The sequence below is a fragment of the Trinickia sp. Y13 genome, assembly GCF_029522115.1.
GTDB lineage: Bacteria > Pseudomonadota > Gammaproteobacteria > Burkholderiales > Burkholderiaceae > Trinickia.
The window spans coordinates 1-18,417 of record NZ_JAKWFK010000008.1; the positions used below are offsets into that span (position 1 = coordinate 1).

General features: G+C 64.2%; 11 protein-coding genes and 1 pseudogene. 6 read left to right on the top strand and 6 right to left on the bottom strand.

Features of this window, described 5'->3' with window-relative positions; genetic code table 11:
* Positions 1 to 133 (bottom strand): annotated as a pseudogene (gene prpB, locus MMB74_RS15355) (methylisocitrate lyase); the annotation flags it as partial.
* Positions 134 to 316: 183 nt separating this feature from the next.
* Here prpB and prpR point away from each other — a divergent pair.
* Both prpR and MMB74_RS15365 read left to right on the top strand, forming a co-directional pair.
* Positions 317 to 2,347 carry a propionate catabolism operon regulatory protein PrpR gene (gene prpR / locus MMB74_RS15360; RefSeq protein WP_277429513.1) on the top strand — a complete coding sequence of 677 codons (2,031 nt, stop codon included), beginning with the start codon at positions 317 to 319 and terminating at the stop codon, positions 2,345 to 2,347.
* Between the two features lie 29 nt (positions 2,348 to 2,376).
* A complete protein-coding gene (locus tag MMB74_RS15365; protein ID WP_277429514.1) occupies positions 2,377 to 2,808 on the top strand; it encodes a CopD family protein in 432 nt (143 codons plus the stop codon).
* Positions 2,809 to 2,953: 145 nt separating this feature from the next.
* Here the strand turns inward: MMB74_RS15365 and MMB74_RS15370 are convergent, their stop codons facing one another.
* From MMB74_RS15370 to MMB74_RS15380, 3 genes are all read right to left on the bottom strand, one after another.
* The gene (locus MMB74_RS15370; RefSeq protein WP_277429515.1) at positions 2,954 to 3,658 is read right to left on the bottom strand and encodes a glutathione S-transferase N-terminal domain-containing protein; all 705 of its coding nucleotides are present in this window, start codon (positions 3,656 to 3,658) and stop codon (positions 2,954 to 2,956) included.
* 258 nt (positions 3,659 to 3,916) lie between these two features.
* Entirely contained in the window at positions 3,917 to 4,276 is a 360-nt protein-coding gene (locus tag MMB74_RS15375) for an antibiotic biosynthesis monooxygenase (protein WP_277429516.1), read from the bottom strand.
* On the bottom strand, positions 4,273 to 5,460 hold the full coding sequence (locus tag MMB74_RS15380; RefSeq protein WP_277429517.1) for a cytochrome P450: 1,188 nt from the start codon (positions 5,458 to 5,460) through the stop codon (positions 4,273 to 4,275). The genes MMB74_RS15375 and MMB74_RS15380 overlap by 4 nt, the downstream gene beginning before the upstream one ends.
* Positions 5,461 to 5,533: 73 nt before the next feature.
* Here MMB74_RS15380 and MMB74_RS15385 point away from each other — a divergent pair, with 73 nt between their 5' ends.
* The 4 genes from MMB74_RS15385 to MMB74_RS15400 all read left to right on the top strand — a co-directional run bounded on the left by MMB74_RS15385 (position 5,534) and on the right by MMB74_RS15400 (position 14,915).
* Positions 5,534 to 5,746, top strand: coding sequence for a hypothetical protein (locus tag MMB74_RS15385; protein WP_277429518.1), 213 nt, complete (start codon positions 5,534 to 5,536; stop codon positions 5,744 to 5,746).
* A 175-nt stretch (positions 5,747 to 5,921) separates the two neighbouring features.
* Entirely contained in the window at positions 5,922 to 11,993 is a 6,072-nt protein-coding gene (locus tag MMB74_RS15390; RefSeq protein WP_277429519.1) for an MG2 domain-containing protein, read from the top strand.
* A gap of 11 nt (positions 11,994 to 12,004) precedes the next feature.
* On the top strand, positions 12,005 to 14,281 hold the full coding sequence (gene pbpC, locus MMB74_RS15395) for a penicillin-binding protein 1C (protein WP_277429520.1): 2,277 nt from the start codon (positions 12,005 to 12,007) through the stop codon (positions 14,279 to 14,281).
* 205 nt (positions 14,282 to 14,486) lie between these two features.
* On the top strand, positions 14,487 to 14,915 hold the full coding sequence (locus MMB74_RS15400; protein ID WP_277429521.1) for a VOC family protein: 429 nt from the start codon (positions 14,487 to 14,489) through the stop codon (positions 14,913 to 14,915).
* Between the two features lie 65 nt (positions 14,916 to 14,980).
* Here the strand turns inward: MMB74_RS15400 and MMB74_RS15405 are convergent, their stop codons facing one another.
* The gene (locus tag MMB74_RS15405) at positions 14,981 to 17,161 is read right to left on the bottom strand and encodes an ATP-binding cassette domain-containing protein (RefSeq protein WP_277429522.1); all 2,181 of its coding nucleotides are present in this window, start codon (positions 17,159 to 17,161) and stop codon (positions 14,981 to 14,983) included.
* Positions 17,139 to 18,368 carry a substrate-binding domain-containing protein gene (locus tag MMB74_RS15410; protein WP_277429523.1) on the bottom strand — a complete coding sequence of 410 codons (1,230 nt, stop codon included), beginning with the start codon at positions 18,366 to 18,368 and terminating at the stop codon, positions 17,139 to 17,141. The genes MMB74_RS15405 and MMB74_RS15410 overlap by 23 nt, the downstream gene beginning before the upstream one ends.
* Positions 18,369 to 18,417: the final 49 nt, after the last annotated feature.

The following is an 18,417-nucleotide window of genomic DNA, read 5'->3' on the forward strand; positions in this document are numbered from 1 at the left end:
CGCCGCCGGAGAGGTAGACGGCTTTGAAGCCGGTGGCCTGCGCCATCTTGGCCGCATAAGCGGTGATCGTGCCGACGACTTGCAAGGGCTGCTCTTGCGCTACGGCGGCGCGGAACGCCGCGCCGGCTCGCATGGGTTGCTGATGTTCGGTGTTCACGTTAGCTCCCAGAAAGGTGCTCCCTTAGAGCAAAGTGCGGGCCACCCTGTCTTGCGTGAGGTAACGCATTGATTCTTAACAAAGTCGGGAAAGGCGTATGGGACGGTGGATTTCACTAGTGAAATATTCGTTTTCGAAATTGGAACGAGTGCGCGCATAATGCGGACTCCGCCCGCCGTGCGGCGTTGTCCCCGAGGTTGCTCCGTGAGCCGTCTTTCTTCCGACCTATCGTTTCCCGTTCCCGCCCGCCCTCGCATCTGGGCGTTCGGCATCAGCCGATTGCGCGATCTGCTGTTCGACATCGCGGGCGAATACGAAGAGCGCGCCGATTTACGGGTGATCGCGCGCGCTTACGACGATGCGGTCCGCGAAATCGAGGCTGCGGGCGAGCGGCGTCCCGATGTCGTCGTCGCAGGCGGCTCCAATGCCGCCTATCTGAAGACGCGCTTGCCGGTGCCCGTGGTCCAGATCAATCCGACTGGCTTCGACGTGATGCATTCGCTCGCGCGTGCGCGGCGCCAAGGCCAGCGGCAGGTTGCGCTCGTCAGTCCCGGCGAGACGCCGCAAGAGGTGCGCGATTTCGTGGTGGCGTATGGGCTAGACATCGTCTTCGAGTCGTATCGCTCGGCCGAAGACGCTAGCGCGTGCGTGCAGGCGCTGCGCGAGCGCGGCGTGGGCGCCGTGGTGGGGCCTGGGCTGATCGCCGATTTGGCTGCCGCGGCTGGGATCGATGCCGTGTTCCTTTATTCGCATGCCTCGATTCGTCAGGGCTTCGAGACCGCACTCGAATTGGCGGAAGCGACGCGCGCCGAAGCCAAGCGTCGGCGCCACATCGACAACCTGCTTCAACATCTGCGCGATGGCGTCGTCGCGCTCGATGCCGCCGGTCGTGTCGAGGCGATCAATCGGCGTTTGGCGCAGGCGCTCGACATCGACGCGGCGCGTGCAGTGGGGCGCTCGCTCGCCGATCTCGCTCCCGACCTCGCACGCAAGCTGCCCGATGCCGATGGCGATGTGCTCGTCACGATTCGCGGCGTCAGCTATCTCGCGCATCGCGGACCGCTTGCGGGCGATAGCGGCGAGGACGGCGCCGTCTTGACGTTTCAGGAATCGCGCGCCGTGGAGCGGCTCGATCGCACGTTGCGCTCGAAACAACTGACGCATCAATTCGCCGCGCGCTACCGGCTCGACGATTTGATCGGCGACAGTGCGCCGATGCAGCGGGTCAAGACCCTCGTTCAGCGCTACGCCAAATCGGATGCGACGGTCCTCGTGCTAGGAGAGAGCGGCACCGGCAAGGAGATGGTGGCGCAAAGCATTCACCGGTTGAGCGCGCGGCACGAATTTCCCTTCGTCGCGATCAATTGCGGTGCGTTTCCCGAGGCGTTGCTCGAAAGCGAATTGTTCGGCTATGAAGAAGGGGCGTTCACCGGGGCGCGCAAGGGCGGCAAGTCCGGTTTGATCGAAGCGGCTCACCGCGGCACGCTGTTCCTCGATGAAATCGGCGAAATGCCGATGCCGCTGCAAAGCCGTCTTTTGCGTGTGCTTCAGGAGCGCGAGGTCGTGCGGCTCGGTTCGACCGAACCCATGCGTGTCGATATCCGCGTCATCGCCGCCACCCATGGCATGCTGACCGAGCGTATTGCGGGCGGGACCTTTCGGGCGGATCTGTACTATCGCCTCAACATTTTGAGCATGGCGCTGCCGCCTCTGCGCGAGCGAGCCGGCGACATCATGCCGCTCGCCGTGTCGCTATTCATGCAGGCGGTGCAACGCGAGTCGCGGCTCGTCTTTCACGTGCGCGACAGTGAGGCAGGGATGCGCTTGTTGACGGGCGTGGAGGGTGTGCTGTGCGCGTATGCGTGGCCGGGCAACGTACGCGAGCTGCAAAACGTCATCGAACGAATCGCGGTGGATATGGCCGACAGTGCGGGATCGGCGGGAGAGGTCGTGCCGCTCGATGTGGAGGCCATGCGTACGATCGCGCCTGAGTTGTTTGCGCGCCGGGCGCCGGAGCGCGATGAGGGCGCCGACGCCAAGACGACGTTGCGTGAACGGAGCCGGCACGTCGAAGCAGAAGAAGTGCGGGCAGTATTGGCCGCGTGCAACGGCGATCGCGATGCGGCCTGTCATACGCTCGGGATAAGCAAGACCACGTTGTGGCGCAAGCTCAACAGTAAACGCAGCTAAGTCGAACCCATTGAAACGAGAGGCGATCAATGCTTTATCTTTGGCTCAAAGCTTTGCATGTCGGCGCGGTGCTGGTGTTTATGGGCGGGATCCTAGCGATGTCCGTGGTGGCGGTCATTCTCACGCGGGCGACCGATAGTGCGAATCCACAGGAACGAAGCGATTTGATCGATGCGGTCATTCGCTGGGATCGCCGCCTGTCTTCGCCCGCGCTGGGGCTCGTATGGGTGTTGGGAATCGCGCTCGGCGCGATGGGCGGATGGTTCAGCTCGCCCTGGCTGATCGTCAAGCTTTGCTTTGCAGTGTTCTTGTCGGCGTTGCATGGCATGCTCTCGGGCACGCTGCGTCGAATGGCGCGCGATAAGGGGCGCGTGGCGCCGCGCAGGCTTCGCGTGTTTCCGGCTGCGATTGTGGTCAGTGCGATCGCGATCGCCATCCTAGTGGTGGTCAAGCCTTTCTAACGATGTCACGGATATGCCGCCGATCGGCGGCGGGAAATCCCAACCGGGGGTAATCGCACAAGTGCAGTGACGTCGCAGGCGCAGCGCTTGCGTGGCATCCATCGGTGGCGGGGAGCCTGCAAGCGCTGCGTGTCGCTGGCGGCGATCAGTCGCGGCTCGGAATATTCAGGCCTTTGATTACGGCCGGCCGCGCGAGAAAGACGTCGAGCGCGCGTTGCACGTGCGGGAAATCGGCGAAACCGACGAGTTCGCCCGCTTCGTAGAAGCCGATGAGATTGCGCACCCAAGGGAACGTGGCGATATCGGCGATCGTGTAGGTTTCGCCCATGATCCACTGACGCTCGCGCAACCGGTCGTTCAACACGTTGAGCAAACGGCGCGATTCGGCCACGTAGCGATCGCGCGGCCGCTTGTCTTCGTATTCTTTTCCGGCGAATTTGTTGAAGAAGCCAACCTGGCCGAACATTGGGCCGATGCCACCCATTTGGAACATCAGCCACTGAATGGTTTCATAGCGGCCTGCTTCGTCGGCGGGAATGAATTTGCCGCTCTTGTCGGCCAAGCAAATCAAAATCGCGCCCGATTCGAATAGCGCCAGCGGTTTTCCGCCCGGGCCGTTAGGATCGATGATCGCTGGAATCTTATTGTTCGGGTTCAACGAGAGGAATTCAGGCGACGTCTGCTCGTTTGCGTCGAAACGCACGAGATGCGGCTCGTAGGGCAGTCCCGTCTCTTCCAGCATGATCGATACCTTCACGCCATTCGGCGTTGGCAGCGAATAGAGCTGGATGCGGTCGGGATGCCGGGCCGGCCATTTGCGGGTAATGGGGAAATCGGAGAGAGCGGTCATTCAGTGTCCTCGAAAATGACGGCGACGTTCGATGGCGGTCTCGATGCGAGTGAGACCGCTCGGAGAAAAAGCTGAGCGCAGCAGGGATTCTAAACGCGCAGCGATGCGTTTGCTGAGCGACGTCTCGGGCGAGGGGCGAGCATTGTCGAGACGGCGCCATGGAATCGGCCGCCGCACGCGCCCTCCCTGCACACGCTCCTGATCGATCAGTGAGGATAGCCGCCCAGCAGACGGATGCGACCGCTCGGGCTTACCGGTTCACTGGGGCGCTGCTCGATCGTGAACGTGGCGGCTGTCGGCGGGCGCTTGCTCGCGCTCGGTCATGCCATAGTCGCGCACGACCCCTGCGATTCTGAGCCGATAGTCGGCGAACACCGACGCGCGTCCTTTCGCTTGGGCATGGCGATGCGCCTCGATGTTGCGCCACTGTGCCACGGCGTCCTCATCGGCCCAGAACGACAGCGAGAGCAGCTTGTCCGGATCGCTCAAGCTTTGGAAGCGCTCGATCGAGATGAAGCCGGGGATATCGGCGAGCAGCGGCTTTAGCTGCGCCGCAATCTCCAAATATTCGTCACGATGGCCAGGCTTGGGGATGACTTCGAAGATGACGGCAATCATGATGGGCTCCTGTCGAAGAAGTTGAAGCTCGGTATCCGGGCGTTGAGCGAAGGCCGGTAAGTCCAGCTCAGCGCAGGGTTGGCGTGATCGTATCCGCTCCGGAGTAGGGCCGACACGACGCCGGCCGCGATAGCTTTTGCGATTGCCTCGCCCGGGCAGGCGTGGCGTCCAGCCCCGAAACCCGGCAGCGGTGCGCGCTGACGGTCGGCGATGAAGCAGTCGGCGTTTTCGTAGGCGTCGTCGTCGCGGCTGGCGGCAGCCAATACGACCAGTACGGCATCGCCCGGTTCCAACCTCACGCCTTCGATCTCGACGGTATCGCGCACGAAGCGGCGCGTATTGTGAACCGCGGGATCGAAACGGGCCACTTCATGAACGAATGCGTGAATGTCGATCCGTCCGGCACGCAGTTGCGCGGCCACGTCGCGATATTGGACGAGGGTGACGACGCTATTGCCGATCAAGCCGGCCGTCGCGTCGAACGTTTGCGAGAACAGGCCGAGCAGATTGGAGACGAGTGCGTTGGGTAGATCGGCGCTTCTTGCGAGTCCCCCCGCTACGATGCGCTCGATCAACGGGGATGCGGCGATGCCGTCCAGCGTCAGTGCATGCAGTGCCGATTGCAACCGCAAAGCTGCGCCATGCGCTTCGCTCAATGCCTCCGTGCTCGATGCCGGAGAGAGACACGCTACGAAGCGACGTACCGTCGCTTCGAGTGCGTCGTCGGCCGGTAATCCCAGCAACTCGGCGACGATACGCACGGGCAGCGCAAACGCCAATGCGTCGAGCAGCGCCGCGCCGCCCGCATCGAAACTCCTGATCAGGGTTGCCGCTCGACCGCTGGCCGACTGAAAGACCGCACGCATATCGACCGAACCGAGTCCGTTGACGAGTGCCTGCCGGGCGAGGCGATGGTTGTCGCCCTCGTTCATGCGGGCAAGCCGCGCGAATACCTCGCCCGCCGGTTGTCCGGCGATGGCGCGCGGTACGGGCTCGCTCGCTGGGCGCACGGTCAATCGCTCGTCCCCGAGCACGCGGTTGACCGTCTGTGCGCTGGTGGCCACCCACAGGTTCGATGCTTCGTCGCGTACGAGCGGTGCGCGGTGGCGAAGCGCCGCGTAGTACGGATACGGGTTGGGGTGCGTGACGGCTTGCAGCGGATCGGTCGGGTGCGTCTGCGTCATGGGAGGCTCGGTGATAAATCGGTGAAAGCAGTGTATGTGGCGGGCCATCCTCCATGTTTCAGCGGGAGCCGAAATGTGCCGCGCCACGGCCGTCACGTTGCACGGACTCGTAATTGCCCATGCGCTGCGCGAGATCATCGACGCGACGACGCACGATATGGCCGAGCTGGACTCGAGCCTCTCGGCGAAGCTGGCCGAGATGAAGGCGGACTTGATTAAGTGGTACCTTGGCTGGACCTTCGCCATGACGGCCTTGATCTTCGGGCTCGTGAAGTTCATCCGCTAAGTTAATCCGTCAGTAAAAAAGTAGAAAAAGTCGAGACCGCGCTCGACGGCCGTTCGCATCGACGAACCGCATCCCACTATTCGCGACCCCTTGCCTGGTCGAACCGAAATCGCCATACAACTCAGTTAGAATCGCTCCCAATTCCGAAGAACGAACAAACCTGGGAGCGCGCTTCATGCGACGCGGCACGATAAAACGACAATGCAAATGGGTTGCCGCGGCGGTCGCGGCGTTGGGGGTGCTCTCGGCCACGACGTGGCAAGCCGAAGCGGCGCGCATCACACGGGTGTCGCCGCAAGGCACGGTGGCGAAGGTGCGTCAGGTGCTGGTCAAGTTCGACGAGTCGATGGTGGCGTTCGGCGCGGCGGATTTACCCGCGCCCGCTTCCATCAAGTGCAACGACGCCAAAGCGAGCGCGGGCCAATCGCGCTGGATCGACGATAAAACCTGGGCTTGGGATTTCACCGACGATCTGCCGCCCGGCGTCGCCTGCTCGGTCGAGTTGAAAGACGGCCTGAAGTCGGCGGCGGGCGCCGCATTGACTGGCCCGACGCATTACGCATTCCAAACCGGCGGCCCGTTCGTCCAAAGCATGCGGCCCTCGGGTGGGCAAATCGAGGAGAACCAGGCCTTTGTTCTCACGTTGAACGGGCCAAGCACGGACGCGTCCGTGAGAGAACACATTTGGTGCGAATCGAGCGCGCTGGGCAACCGCATCCCTGTCAAGAGCGTCGATCCTGCGACGCGCACGGCGCTACTCAAACGCTTCGACCTGCAAAAGCAAGCGTCGCGGGTGCTGACGCTGCAATGTCAGCAAGCCTTGCCGTCGGGTACGAAGGCGCAGCTCGTGTACGGCAAAGGCGTCGCGAGCCCGAGTGGCATTGCCAATGACGTCGAGCGCCGCTTCAATTTCAGCGTGCGCGATCCGTTCGCCGCGAGCTTTAGCTGCGAGCGCGAAAACGCCAAGGCGCCTTGCACGCCGTTGCGGCCGCTGCGGCTCTCGTTCAACGCGCCCATCGCGCGGGCCGACGCGGAAAAAATCCGCGTGAAGGGGCCGGACGGAGAAATCAAGCCCAAGTTCTCCGACGAAGACAACGATCCGCAAACCGAGGCGGTGGAGTTTGCCGCCCCGTTGCCCGAGCGCAGCGACCTGACCATCGTCCTGCCTCCGAATCTGAAGGACGTCAGCGGCCGGGCGCTATCGAACGCGGATTTGTTCCCGCTGAAGACCGCCACGGCGCCGCTGCCACCGCTGGCGAAATTTTCGTCGGGCGCATTCGGCATCATCGAACGCTTTGCGGAACCGGGCATGCCTGCGCTGGTCCCCGTTACGCTGCGCAACGTCGAAGCCGATCTGCATATTTCCGGTCTGAATGCGGGCACTGCGCAGTTCACGAAGCTTCGCGTCGATGCGGATTCCGATATTCGCCGATGGATGCGCAACGTCGACCGGTTCGACGGCTTCACGATGTCGCGTAGCGAGATCGACCGGCAGATGCCGCAATTGCTCGCGCACAACCCGCACCCCGTGATCGTGCGGCCGGATAGCCAATCGCCCGACAGCGCCCGCGAGGCCAAGGATCCGACCATCGACGTGCGTTCCTTGTCGCTGCTCGCCGGTGAGCACGGCGTCCAGCGGCTTACGTTGCCCAAGGCCGATCCGAAGACGCTGCGTCCGTTCGAAGTCGTGGGCGTGCCGGTCGACAAACCGGGCTTCTACGTGATCGAGCTTTCCTCTCCGGCGCTTGGCGCGTCGCTGCTAGGCAAGCAGGCGCCGATGTACGTGCGCACGGCGGTGCTGGTAACCAATCTCGGCGTCCATCTCAAGGTGGGACGCGAAAATAGCGTCGTCTGGGTCACTACGCTCGACAAAGGGCAAAGCGTGGCGAACGCCGAGGTCCACGTCAGCGATTGCAATGGCGACGAGCTTGCATCGGGTAAAACCGACGCGCAGGGCGTATTGACGATCTCCGGTCAACTGAGTCCGCGGGTAGCGTGCGAAGACGACAGCTTCGATGGGCTGTTCGTCTCGGCCCGGATCGACGATCCGAAGACCGGGCCCGACATGGCGTTCGTGCGCTCCGATTGGGATCGCGGCATCGAAGCATGGCGCTTCAACGTGCCGACCGATACGAGCCTCGAGCGCACGGTCCGTGCGCACACGGTATTCGACCGGACCCTGCTGCGCGCGGGGGAAACCGTGTCGATGAAACACTTCATTCGTGTGGAGACGATGCGCGGCCTGGGTTTGCCGAAGACTTATCCGACGCGCTTGACGATTCGCCATCTGGGCAGCGGCCAAACATGGCATTTCCCGCTGACATGGGGGGCCGATCACACGGCCGATTCGACGTTTGCGATTCCCGCGGCGGCAAAGCTGGGGGAGTACGACGTCTCGCTGGATGACGGCAATGCGAATGCGGCTTCGGGCGACGCCAACGATAAAAACGACGCCGACGCCGACACGGCAAACGAATCGCCGGACCATAGCTACGATTCGGGCAGCTTCCGTGTCGAGGAGTTTCGTTTGCCGGTGTTCAAAGGCTCGATTGGCGTGCGCGACGAGAAAGCGCATCCGCTCGTGGCCGCCAAGCAAGCACCGTTGACATTGCAGATCGAGTACACCTCCGGTGGCGGGGCCGCGGGCTTGCCGGTGCAAGTCTCGGCGTTGATGAGGACGACGTCCCCTTCGTTTGCCGACACGTTTCCCGACTTTAGCTTCACCCCCTACGTGAAGCCGAAGGAAGCTGCAGCCGGTTCGCCTGTGGACGACGCGCAAACGGAACAACAAGCCGACGATGACACCGCGAAGCTGATCGCCGACAAGGAGCCCGTCACGCTCGATCGCAACGGATCGGGAGCGTTCATGCTGAAGAATCTGCCGCAGGTCGATGCACCGAAGGCGCTGGCGCTCGAGGCGACCTTCGCCGATCCGAACGGCGAGGTGCAGACGATCAGCGGCAACGCGACGCTGTGGCCGTCCGCCGTCGTCGCGGGCGTGAAGTCTGGGCAATGGGTGTCGGTGGGCAACACGGTGCCGGTCAAAGCGCTCGCCGTCGATTTGCAAGGCAAGCCGCGCGCGGGTGTGCCGCTCGAGGTGCGCGGCATCGCACGCATCACGATCTCGACGCGCAAGCGGATGGTCGGCGGTTTCTATGCCTACGACAATCGCACGGAAACGAAGGACCTCGGCACGCTGTGCAGCGGAAAGAGCGACGACCACGGCCTCATGACCTGCGACGCCAAGCTGAAGGAAGCGGGCAACGTCGATCTCGTGGTGACGGCCAAGGACGGCGACGGCAACGCATCGACGGCGACCACCTCGGTCTGGGTCACGCGAGAAGAAGATCTTTGGTTCGGCAACGAAAACACCGACCGGATCGACGTGCTGCCGGAGAAAACGTCCTACGAACCCGGCGAGACGGCGCGCTTTCAGGTGCGCATGCCGTTCCGGTTCGCGACGGCGCTCGTTGCGGTCGAGCGCGAGGGCGTCATCGAGACGCATGTGGTCAAGCTCGACGGGAAGGACCCGACGGTTTCGCTCAAGGTGGGCGAGGGCTGGGGGCCGAACGTCTATGTATCGGTGCTGGCGTTGCGCGGCCGCATCCACGAAGTGCCGTGGTATTCGTTCTTCACCTGGGGCTGGAAAGCGCCGCTCGAATGGGTGCATGCGTTCTGGTATGAAGGCCGCCGGTACGAACCGCCGACGCCGCTCGTCGACCTGTCCAAGCCCGCGTACCGGTACGGCTTGGCCGAAATCAAGGTGGGTGCGGCGGCGCATAAGCTTGCCGTGACCGTCACCCCCGATGCCAAAACGTACACCGTGCGTGGCAAGGCGCATGTCAAAGTGCGGGTGCAAATGCCCGGGGGTAAGCCTGCGCCGGCGGGCACACAAGTGGCGATTGCCGCAGTCGACGAAGCGTTGCTCGAATTGATGCCAAACGATAGCTGGGATGTGCTCGATGCGATGCTGCAGCGGCGCGCGTACGGCGTGGAGACGGCCACGGCGCAAATGGAAATCGTCGGGCGCAGGCACTTCGGGCGCAAGGCAGTCCCTGCGGGCGGGGGCGGCGGACACGGCGCGACGCGGGAATTGTTCGATACGCTGTTGCTGTGGAATCCTCGCGTGACGCTGGATGCGAATGGTGAAGCGGCCGTCGATGTGCCGCTCAACGATGCGCTGACGAGTTTTCGCATCGTCGCGATCGCCGCGGTGGGCGATGGCGCGTTCGGCACCGGTAGTACGTCGATTCGCAGCACCCAGGATCTACAGTTGATCTCGGGATTGCCGCCGCTCGTGCGCGAAGGCGATCGATTCCGCGCGCAATTCACGGTCCGCAATACGACTGCGCGTGCGATGAAGGTCGTCGTCACGCCGCTTGTTCCCGGCTTGTCGTTGCAGCCCCAAACGGTGGATCTGGCGGCTGGATCGGCGCGCGAAGTCGCGTGGACGGTCACGCCGCCCGAGGGCCTGTCGGACGCCGCGCTGCCGGCATTGACCTGGAACGTCGGCGCGGCCGAGCAGGGCGGGCCGCACGCCGCCGATGCGCTGAAGGTGTCGCAGCGCGTGGCCGCGGCGATCCCGGTCACCGTGCAGCAGGCCACGCTCACGCAAGTGGACGGAAGCTTCACTTTGCCTGTCGCCGCGCCGGCAAACGCGACCGCCACCGCAGCGGGGGCGCTGCGCGGCGGCATTGCGGTCTCGCTGCAGCCGAAGCTTTCCGAGGGCTTGCCGGGCGTGCGCCGATGGTTCGAGCGCTATCCCTACGGCTGCTTGGAACAGCAAAGCTCGCGCGCGTTGGGGCTGGGCGATGTCGCACAGTGGCAGGCCGTCATCGCCAGGATGCCCGTGTATCTCGACCGCGACGGCTTGGCCAATTACTTCCCGCCGGGCGATGACAGCGGCGCGACCGGCAGCACGACGCTCAGTGCCTATCTGCTGGCGGTGACCGACGAAGCGGCCAAGCTCGACCGGCGCTTTGCTATGCCGGACGATTTGCGGGCCAAGCTCGAAGCCGGACTCGTCAATTTCGTCGAAGGCAAGATCACTCGCAACGTTTGGGCGCCGCGCAAGGATTTGGATCTGCGCAAGCTCGAAGCGATCGAGGCGCTGTCGCGTTTCGGCGATGCACAGGCAAGCATGCTGGATTCGCTCGAGATCGCGCCGAATCAGTGGCCGACATCGGCGGTCATCGACTACTACGCCATTCTCACGCGGGTAAAGGACATCGCTCAACGCGATGAAAAGCTCGCGCAAGCCGAGCAGATCATTCGCGCGCGGTTGACCTACCAAGGCACGCGCTTGACGTTCTCGACGGCCGACACCGACGAGCTTTGGTGGTTGATGACCGGTTCGGAAACGAACGCCGCGCGTACCGTGCTCACGTTCGTCAACGTGCCGGGGTGGAAGGAAGAAATGCCTCGCCTGGTGGCGGGCCTGCTGGCGCTGCAAAGTCACGGTGCGTGGTCGACGACGACTTCGAATCTTTGGGGCTCCTTGGCCGTGCAGGCGTTCTCGCGCGCATTCGAGAGCACGCCCGTGACGGGTCAGACGAAGCTGCAGTTGGGTGCCACGGCTAGAACGGTCGACTGGTCGCAAGCCGCGGCGCCCGCGGCATCGGCAGTGAACGCGGCATCGGCGACGGCCGTAACGAAGACGGCCAATACGCGCAGTCAGTGGCTGCCTTGGCCGGCCGATGCGCGTACCGCGCCTGCATCGCTGACGCTTACGCAGCAAGGCACGGGCAAGCCGTGGGCGACGATCGAAAGCCTCGCGGCAGTCGCATTGAAAGCGCCGTTCGCCGCTGGCTACCGAATCACGAAAACGGTGACCCCCGTCGATCCCGCCGTGAAGGGCGTGTACACGCGCGGCGATGTGTTGCGCGTGCATCTGGACATCGACGCGCAATCGGACATGACGTGGGTCGTCGTCAACGATCCCGTTCCGGCCGGTGCGACGATCCTCGGCTCTGGGCTCGGGCGCGACTCCGAGGCCGCGACCGCGGGCGAGAAATCGCAGGATGGCGTGTGGCCCGCGTTCGTCGAGCGCAGCTTCGACGGGTACCGCGCGTATTACGACTATCTTCCCAAAGGCAAATTGTCGATCGAGTACACCGTGCGGTTGAACAATGCGGGCACCTTCGGGTTGCCGCCGACGCGCGTCGAAGCGCTGTATGCGCCGTCGACCTATGGCGTGCTGCCCAATGCGAACGTCGCGGTCCGCATGCCCGCAGCGGCTCAGCCATAGTGAGGGAGCCGATGCATCCGATGCCAGGCGCACGGCCGCTGCGCGCCGTGCTTTGCCTCTTGCTGCTGGCGGCGGCGCCGTGCGCGCACGCGGTGCCGACATTCGATCAGGTGCGCAGCGGGTGGCGCAGCTCCGATTGGCTTTTGCTCGCGCACGACGGCACGCCGCTGCAACGAACGCGTGTCGATATGAAAGAGCGGCGAGGCGATTGGGTATCGCTGGCCGACGTTTCGCCGGCGCTGCGCGAGGCGATCGTCGTATCGGAGGACAAACGGTTCTACGAGCATAGCGGCGTCGATTGGCGCGGCGCGGCCGCGGCGGCGTGGGCGAATCTGTGGAATACGCGCACCCGCGGCGCGTCCACGGTCACGATGCAATTGACAGGGCTCCTAAGCGAGGACCCTCAGCACTCGGGGCAACGGTCGGTCGTCCAGAAGGCGGGGCAGGCAATCAGCGCCCTTTGGCTCGAACGGTCGTGGCGCAAGGATCAAATTCTCGAAGCCTATTTGAACCTCGTGCCGTTTCGCGGCGAAACGATCGGCTTGTCGGCGTTGTCGCTCACGCTGTTCGGCAAGGCCCCGTCGGGCCTCGACGAGCGGGAGGCCGCCGTCGCCGCTGCGTTGATCCGCGCGCCCAATGCGTCCTATACGGTGGTGAGCGCAAGGGCCTGCCGAATCCTGCGCGACATGAAAGCGCCGTCGCGGTGCGACAATCTCGTGAGTTACGTTCAGTTGGCCTTCGCGCGCCCGGCGCCTGCCGTGCTGTCGGTATCGGGCGAAGCGGACATGCTTGCACCGCATTTCGCGCGACGCATTGGGAGCGAGGCGCATCCCGCCGCGGGAGCGCGCATCGTCACCACGCTCGATGCGAAGTTGCAACGCTTCGCCACCGATACGCTGAAGCGAACGCTGGCCGAATTGAATGCACCGGCGCACGCGCGCAATGTGCATGACGGTGCGATCGTCGTGCTCGATAACGCGACGGGCGACGTGCTCGCGTGGGTCGGATCGTCGGGCGGGCTGTCCGGGGCGCGCGACGTCGATGCGGTACTGGCGAGCCGTCAGCCCGGATCGACGTTGAAACCCTTTCTCTATGCACAGGCGATCGACGAACATCGGCTGACGACGGCGTCATTGCTCGACGACGCACCGCTCGACTTGGCCGCGGGCGGCGGCCTATATATTCCGCAGAACTACGACAAGGATTTCAAGGGGTGGGTCAGCGCGCGCACGGCGCTCGGTTCTTCGTTGAACGTCCCGGCCGTGCGCACGCTCGTGATGGTGACGCCTCACCGCTTCGCCGTGACGTTGCGCTCGTTGGGCTTGCCGCTGACCGAAAGCGGCGACTACTACGGCTATTCGCTCGCGCTCGGCAGCGCGGACATTACTTTGCTGTCGTTGACCAACGCGTATCGCGCGCTGGCCAATGGCGGTGTTGCCAGCGCCACGCACGATATGCCCGGGGCCGCGCTGCGAAGGGCAGGGAGCGCTTCCGGCTCGAACCGGCCGCATCGGGTATTCAGCGCGGATGCCGCGTACATCATCACGACGGTGCTCTCCGACAACAACGCGAGAACGCGTACCTTCGGGTTCGATAGCCCTCTGGCGACGCGTTTCTTCTCGGCGGTGAAGACCGGTACGAGCAAGGACATGCGCGATAACTGGACGATCGGCTTCACGTCGCGTTACACGGTGGGCGTCTGGGTGGGCAATGCGGACGGCAGCGCGATGTGGGACGTATCGGGCGTGACCGGCGCGTCGCCTATATGGGCGGCCGTGGCGGGCTACTTGCATCGGCGCGTGCCTAGCACGCCGCCGGCGATGCCGGCCGGCGTCGTCAAAACGCGTATTGCATTCGAACGAAACATCGAGCCGTCGCGTGACGAGTGGTTTCTGAAAGGCTCGGAGATCAAGACGGTCGGGCTCGCCGCCGACGCCGGCAACACCGCGCCTCGCGGCTCGACGTTGGATGCGCAAAGCGGCGCCCCGCGCATCGGATCGCCGACGGACGGAACCTTGTTCGCGCTGGATCCCGACATCCCGGCGGCCAAACAGCGTATCGTGTTCGAGCGCGTGAGCGGTTCGTCCACGCGCAGCGTTTGGCGTTTGGACGGCAAGCCACTGGGCCATGGAGAGCGTGTGTTTTGGCCACCCTGGCCCGGCCGTCATGTGCTCGAGCTCGTGAATGCTCGAGGTGCGAGCGTCGATACGGTTCACTTCGAAGTGCGCGGCGCGACGGCGCGCGCCGCGACGAACGCCGCGGCCAAACCCGATGCGAAGCCACGATAGTGCGCCGATGACGGTCCCGATCGCCAGCCGCTGAGACAACGCGCCGTATGGGAGTGCGCCGCCGTGAAACACATCGACGGCCATCGCCGCAATCGAGATCGGGAAATCTAAGGTATCTTCGGATCGCGAGCCCTCGGCTGTGCCCGATGGCGATAATGTGCGGGGCCTTAGCGTCCAGCTCGGCCTTCAATCCAGGAGTATTCGAATGAGCCTTTCCCCGTTCCACTTGGCGATTCCTGTCTACGATCTGCCCGCCGCACGCGATTTCTATGGACGCGTGTTCGGTCTCGAGGAGGGGCGATCGAGCGCGAAATGGGTCGATTTCAATTTCTTCGGGCACCAGCTCGTGATTCACGAGCATCCGCGAACGGCGTCGCAGGAGCGGGCGCATACCAATCCCGTCGACGGTCACGATGTGCCCGTGCCGCACTTCGGCGTCGTGCTGGGCTGGGGCGACTGGGAGGCTTTGGCAGCGCGCCTGAAATCGTTCGGGGTTCGGTTCGTGATCGAGCCGTACGTCCGCTTCGAAGGGCAAGTGGGGGAGCAAGCGACGATGTTTTTTCTCGATCCGTGCGGCAACGCGCTCGAATTCAAGGCGTTCAAGGATATCGGGCAGCTGTTTGCGAAGGACTGAGTCGATGCGCTGACTTCGGCGCCGTTCGCCGTGCCGGCGCGCGGCGCCCGGCGCCATATGCAGCGTTACCGCGCCGTCTGCCCCCTGCGCCGAACCACGACGTCGACGAAAATCGAGGCGAGCAGGACGACCGCCGTTGCCATCAATTGGATTGCAGCGGGCAGTCCGAGCAACGCCATTCCATTCACGATCGCCGCGATCACGACGCCGCCGAGCACGGCATGCAGTGGCTTACCTCGCCCGCCGAATAGACTCGTGCCCCCGATGACGGCAGTCGCCACGACATACAGCACGATCGTTCCTCCATCGAAGCTCGTCGAAATCGAGCGCAGCCGCGACGCATAGACGATGCCGCCGACCCCCGCCGTCAGCGCGCCGAACACGAAGGCGAGCGTGCGCAGGCGCGCAAGATCGATTCCGGCTCGCCGGGCAGCCTCGGCGTTGCCGCCGATCGCATACACATAACGGCCGAAGCGCGTGCGCGCCAGCAGGAGCGACCAAGCGACGAGGACGGCGAAGACGATAGGAACGACCCAGGGCATACCGCGCAGCGGAAACGCGGGCACGCCCCGATCGACATTCGTGATCACACCGAGCACACCACCGGCCGCCGCTGCACCGGCAATCTTCAGCGCCGTGATGGCGCGCGGCGCGACGACGAGTCCCTCGCGCCGACATCGACGATCGCGTAGGAGGGTCACCGCGGCGTAGATCCCGACGGCGGCTGCGATCAACGACCAGCCGCCCGCGGGGCTCAACGTTCCGTTGGCGAGATCGTTGATGGTCTCGTCGGGAATGGGGATCGTGCCGCCTGTTCCGAGCAGTTGGATCATCACGCCCTGGAAGCCGAGCAGGCCGGCGAGGGTGACGACGAAGGAGGGCAGACGCAAGCGCGTAACGAGGGCGCCTTCAAATGCGCCTAGTGCTGCCGCAGCGAGTAGGGCGGCGGCGATCGCGGCCCACCAAGGCCATGCGAACGACGGTTGGACTAGCTGAGTGACGACCGTCGCGGCGATCCCGGCCACATAGCCCAGCGAAAGATCCATTTCCCCAAGGAGTAGGACGAACACAGCCCCCATACCGATCAGCATGAAGACGGCCCCCTGAACCAGCAGGTTGACGAGATTCCCGGCCGAAAGGAACCGATCGTTCTCGAATTGAAAAATGGCCGCAATCAGTGCGACGCCGAGCAGAACAGGCAGCACACCGCTCTCTCCGGCCAGCAAGCGCGATCGCCAGGCGCGCGCGTAATCGATCAGTTCTTGCGTTTCGCCTTCGGGCGTCTCGGCGGAGCCGCTTGCGTCATCGGCGCCGCTGCCCAGGAGTGCAGCCGGTGGTTCTGGCGCGATGCCGGGGACCGCTTTGCGCTCGGCGACGTCTTGCTCGCGAGCGGCTCCGATCGATTCCGCAACGCGCTGCTCGCTTACCTTGGGGGCTGATACCACATTGCCGAGCGTCATCAGTTCGACGACGCGCTGCGGGTCGAGCGTGGACGAATCGCCCACGCGCACGAGCTTGCCGAGCCGCAGGACCGCCAATCGATCGGCGACCTCGAAGACATTGCCGAGGTTGTGCGAAATCATGACGACGGCGAGGCCCTGATCGGCCAGACGCCGCACGAGCTCGAGCACTTGCCGCGTCTGCGCGACGCCGAGCGCGGCTGTCGGCTCGTCCAGAATGACCAGTTTGGAATTCCACATGACGGCTTTCGCGACGGCGACGGCCTGTCGTTGCCCGCCCGATAGGGAGCCGACCGCTTGACGCACCGAGCGCAACGTCGTCACGCGCAAGCTCGACAGCGTCTCGACTGCGGCTCGCTCCATGGCGTCTTCGTCCAGCAGGTGATGGCGCAGTCGTTCGCGCCCCAGGAACATGTTCTGGACAACGTCGAGGTTGTCGCATAGCGCGAGGTCTTGGTAGACCACTTCGATGCCGAGCTCTCCAGCATCGCGCGGGTTGCGGATATGAACCGGGCGCCCTTCCCACCGAATCTCGCCGGCGTCCGGCGTATGGATGCCGGCGATGCACTTGATCAGCACCGATTTGCCGGCTCCGTTGTCGCCGACGATCGCCGTCACTTGTCCGGCGGGGAGATCGAGATCGATACCGGCGACGGCTTGCACCGGGCCGAAGTGTTTTTCGATGCCTCGTAGCTGGAGCAGCGGGACGGAGCGTGGCGCGCCGAGGCTCGACTCGTCGATGACGGGCGCGTTCGCTTCGGCGTCAATGGGCGATGTTGGTTGCATCGCACGCTGCCGCCAAAGCGCCTGCGCATAGCTTTTTGGTATCGACGAACCGATCCTTCACGACGGTCGCGGCCATGTTGCGCGGCGTGACCCAAACGGGCGTGAGCAGCACCGACGGCACAGAGCTGTTTTGCGTGCTATCGGCTGTCGCGCCGTTGACGAGCGCGGCGGGTGGCTGCATGCCCGCACGCAGATAAATGGCGAGCGTCGCGGCCGCTTGCGCTTCCAGATAGATCGGCTTGTAGACGGTGCCGCACTGATAGTCGGCAAGGACATTCTGCAGTCCGGTCAACGTGGCGTCTTGCCCTGTCGTCGGGAACGTGTGCGGCGGTACGTGCAGCGTCTTCAGGTACGAGATGATGGCATTCGCGTTATCGTCGTTGGGCGTGACCACGGCATTGATGTTCGAATGCGCCGTGTACTGCTGCTCGAAAGTGGTGCGTGCTGTCGCCGGGTCCCACGTCCCCGCCGGTTCGCCCACCTTCACGTATCGCCCCGAGTCGAAGGAGGGTTGCAGGACTGCGTTGTATCCCTGGGCGAACAGCGTCGCGTTGTTGTCCGTGGGCGCGCCGCGCATGACGAGAATCTGCGGTTTCGACACATTCCACGACGACAGGCATGCGTTCATGCCTTCGCCGATCAGACGCCCAACTGCGACGTTGTCGAAGCTCACGTAATAGTTTCGCGCGCCGCCGAGCGTTAGCCGGTCGTAGTCGATGACGGGAACGCCGCGCGATTTAGCATACGATTCGATCGATGCGCCGACGCCGGAGGAGATCGGGTCGACGAGCAGCACCGTCGCGCCTTGTGCGATAGCCGACTGCGCTTGTGTGAGTTCGTTGGACTCGCTGCCTTGAGCGTTCATGACGACGTATTGATTCCGCGTCAAACCGGCGGCTTCGAAAGCGCGTTGCAGGTATGGCGCGTCGAACGACGTGTAGCGTGCGGAGGTGGTGGTTTCGGGTAGCAGCACGCCGATCTTGCCTTTGCCTTGGGCGACCAGACGCTTGAGCTGCGCCATCGCGGAGAAATCGGCGGTGAAGGAGCTTGCAGATAGCTCGGGCGTTTGCGCCGATGCGGGGGGCGTCGACACCGCGCCCGCGGCGCTGAGGAGGCAAAACAAGGCGCGCACCGCATTCTTTTGCTGAGCACGCACTATCGCACGCCCACTACTGCGCACGCGGTTGGGGTTCTGCATCGAGGTCATGTCTCGCTCCCATTTTCGATTCGTCGCACAGGCGCCCGACGTGTGCTGG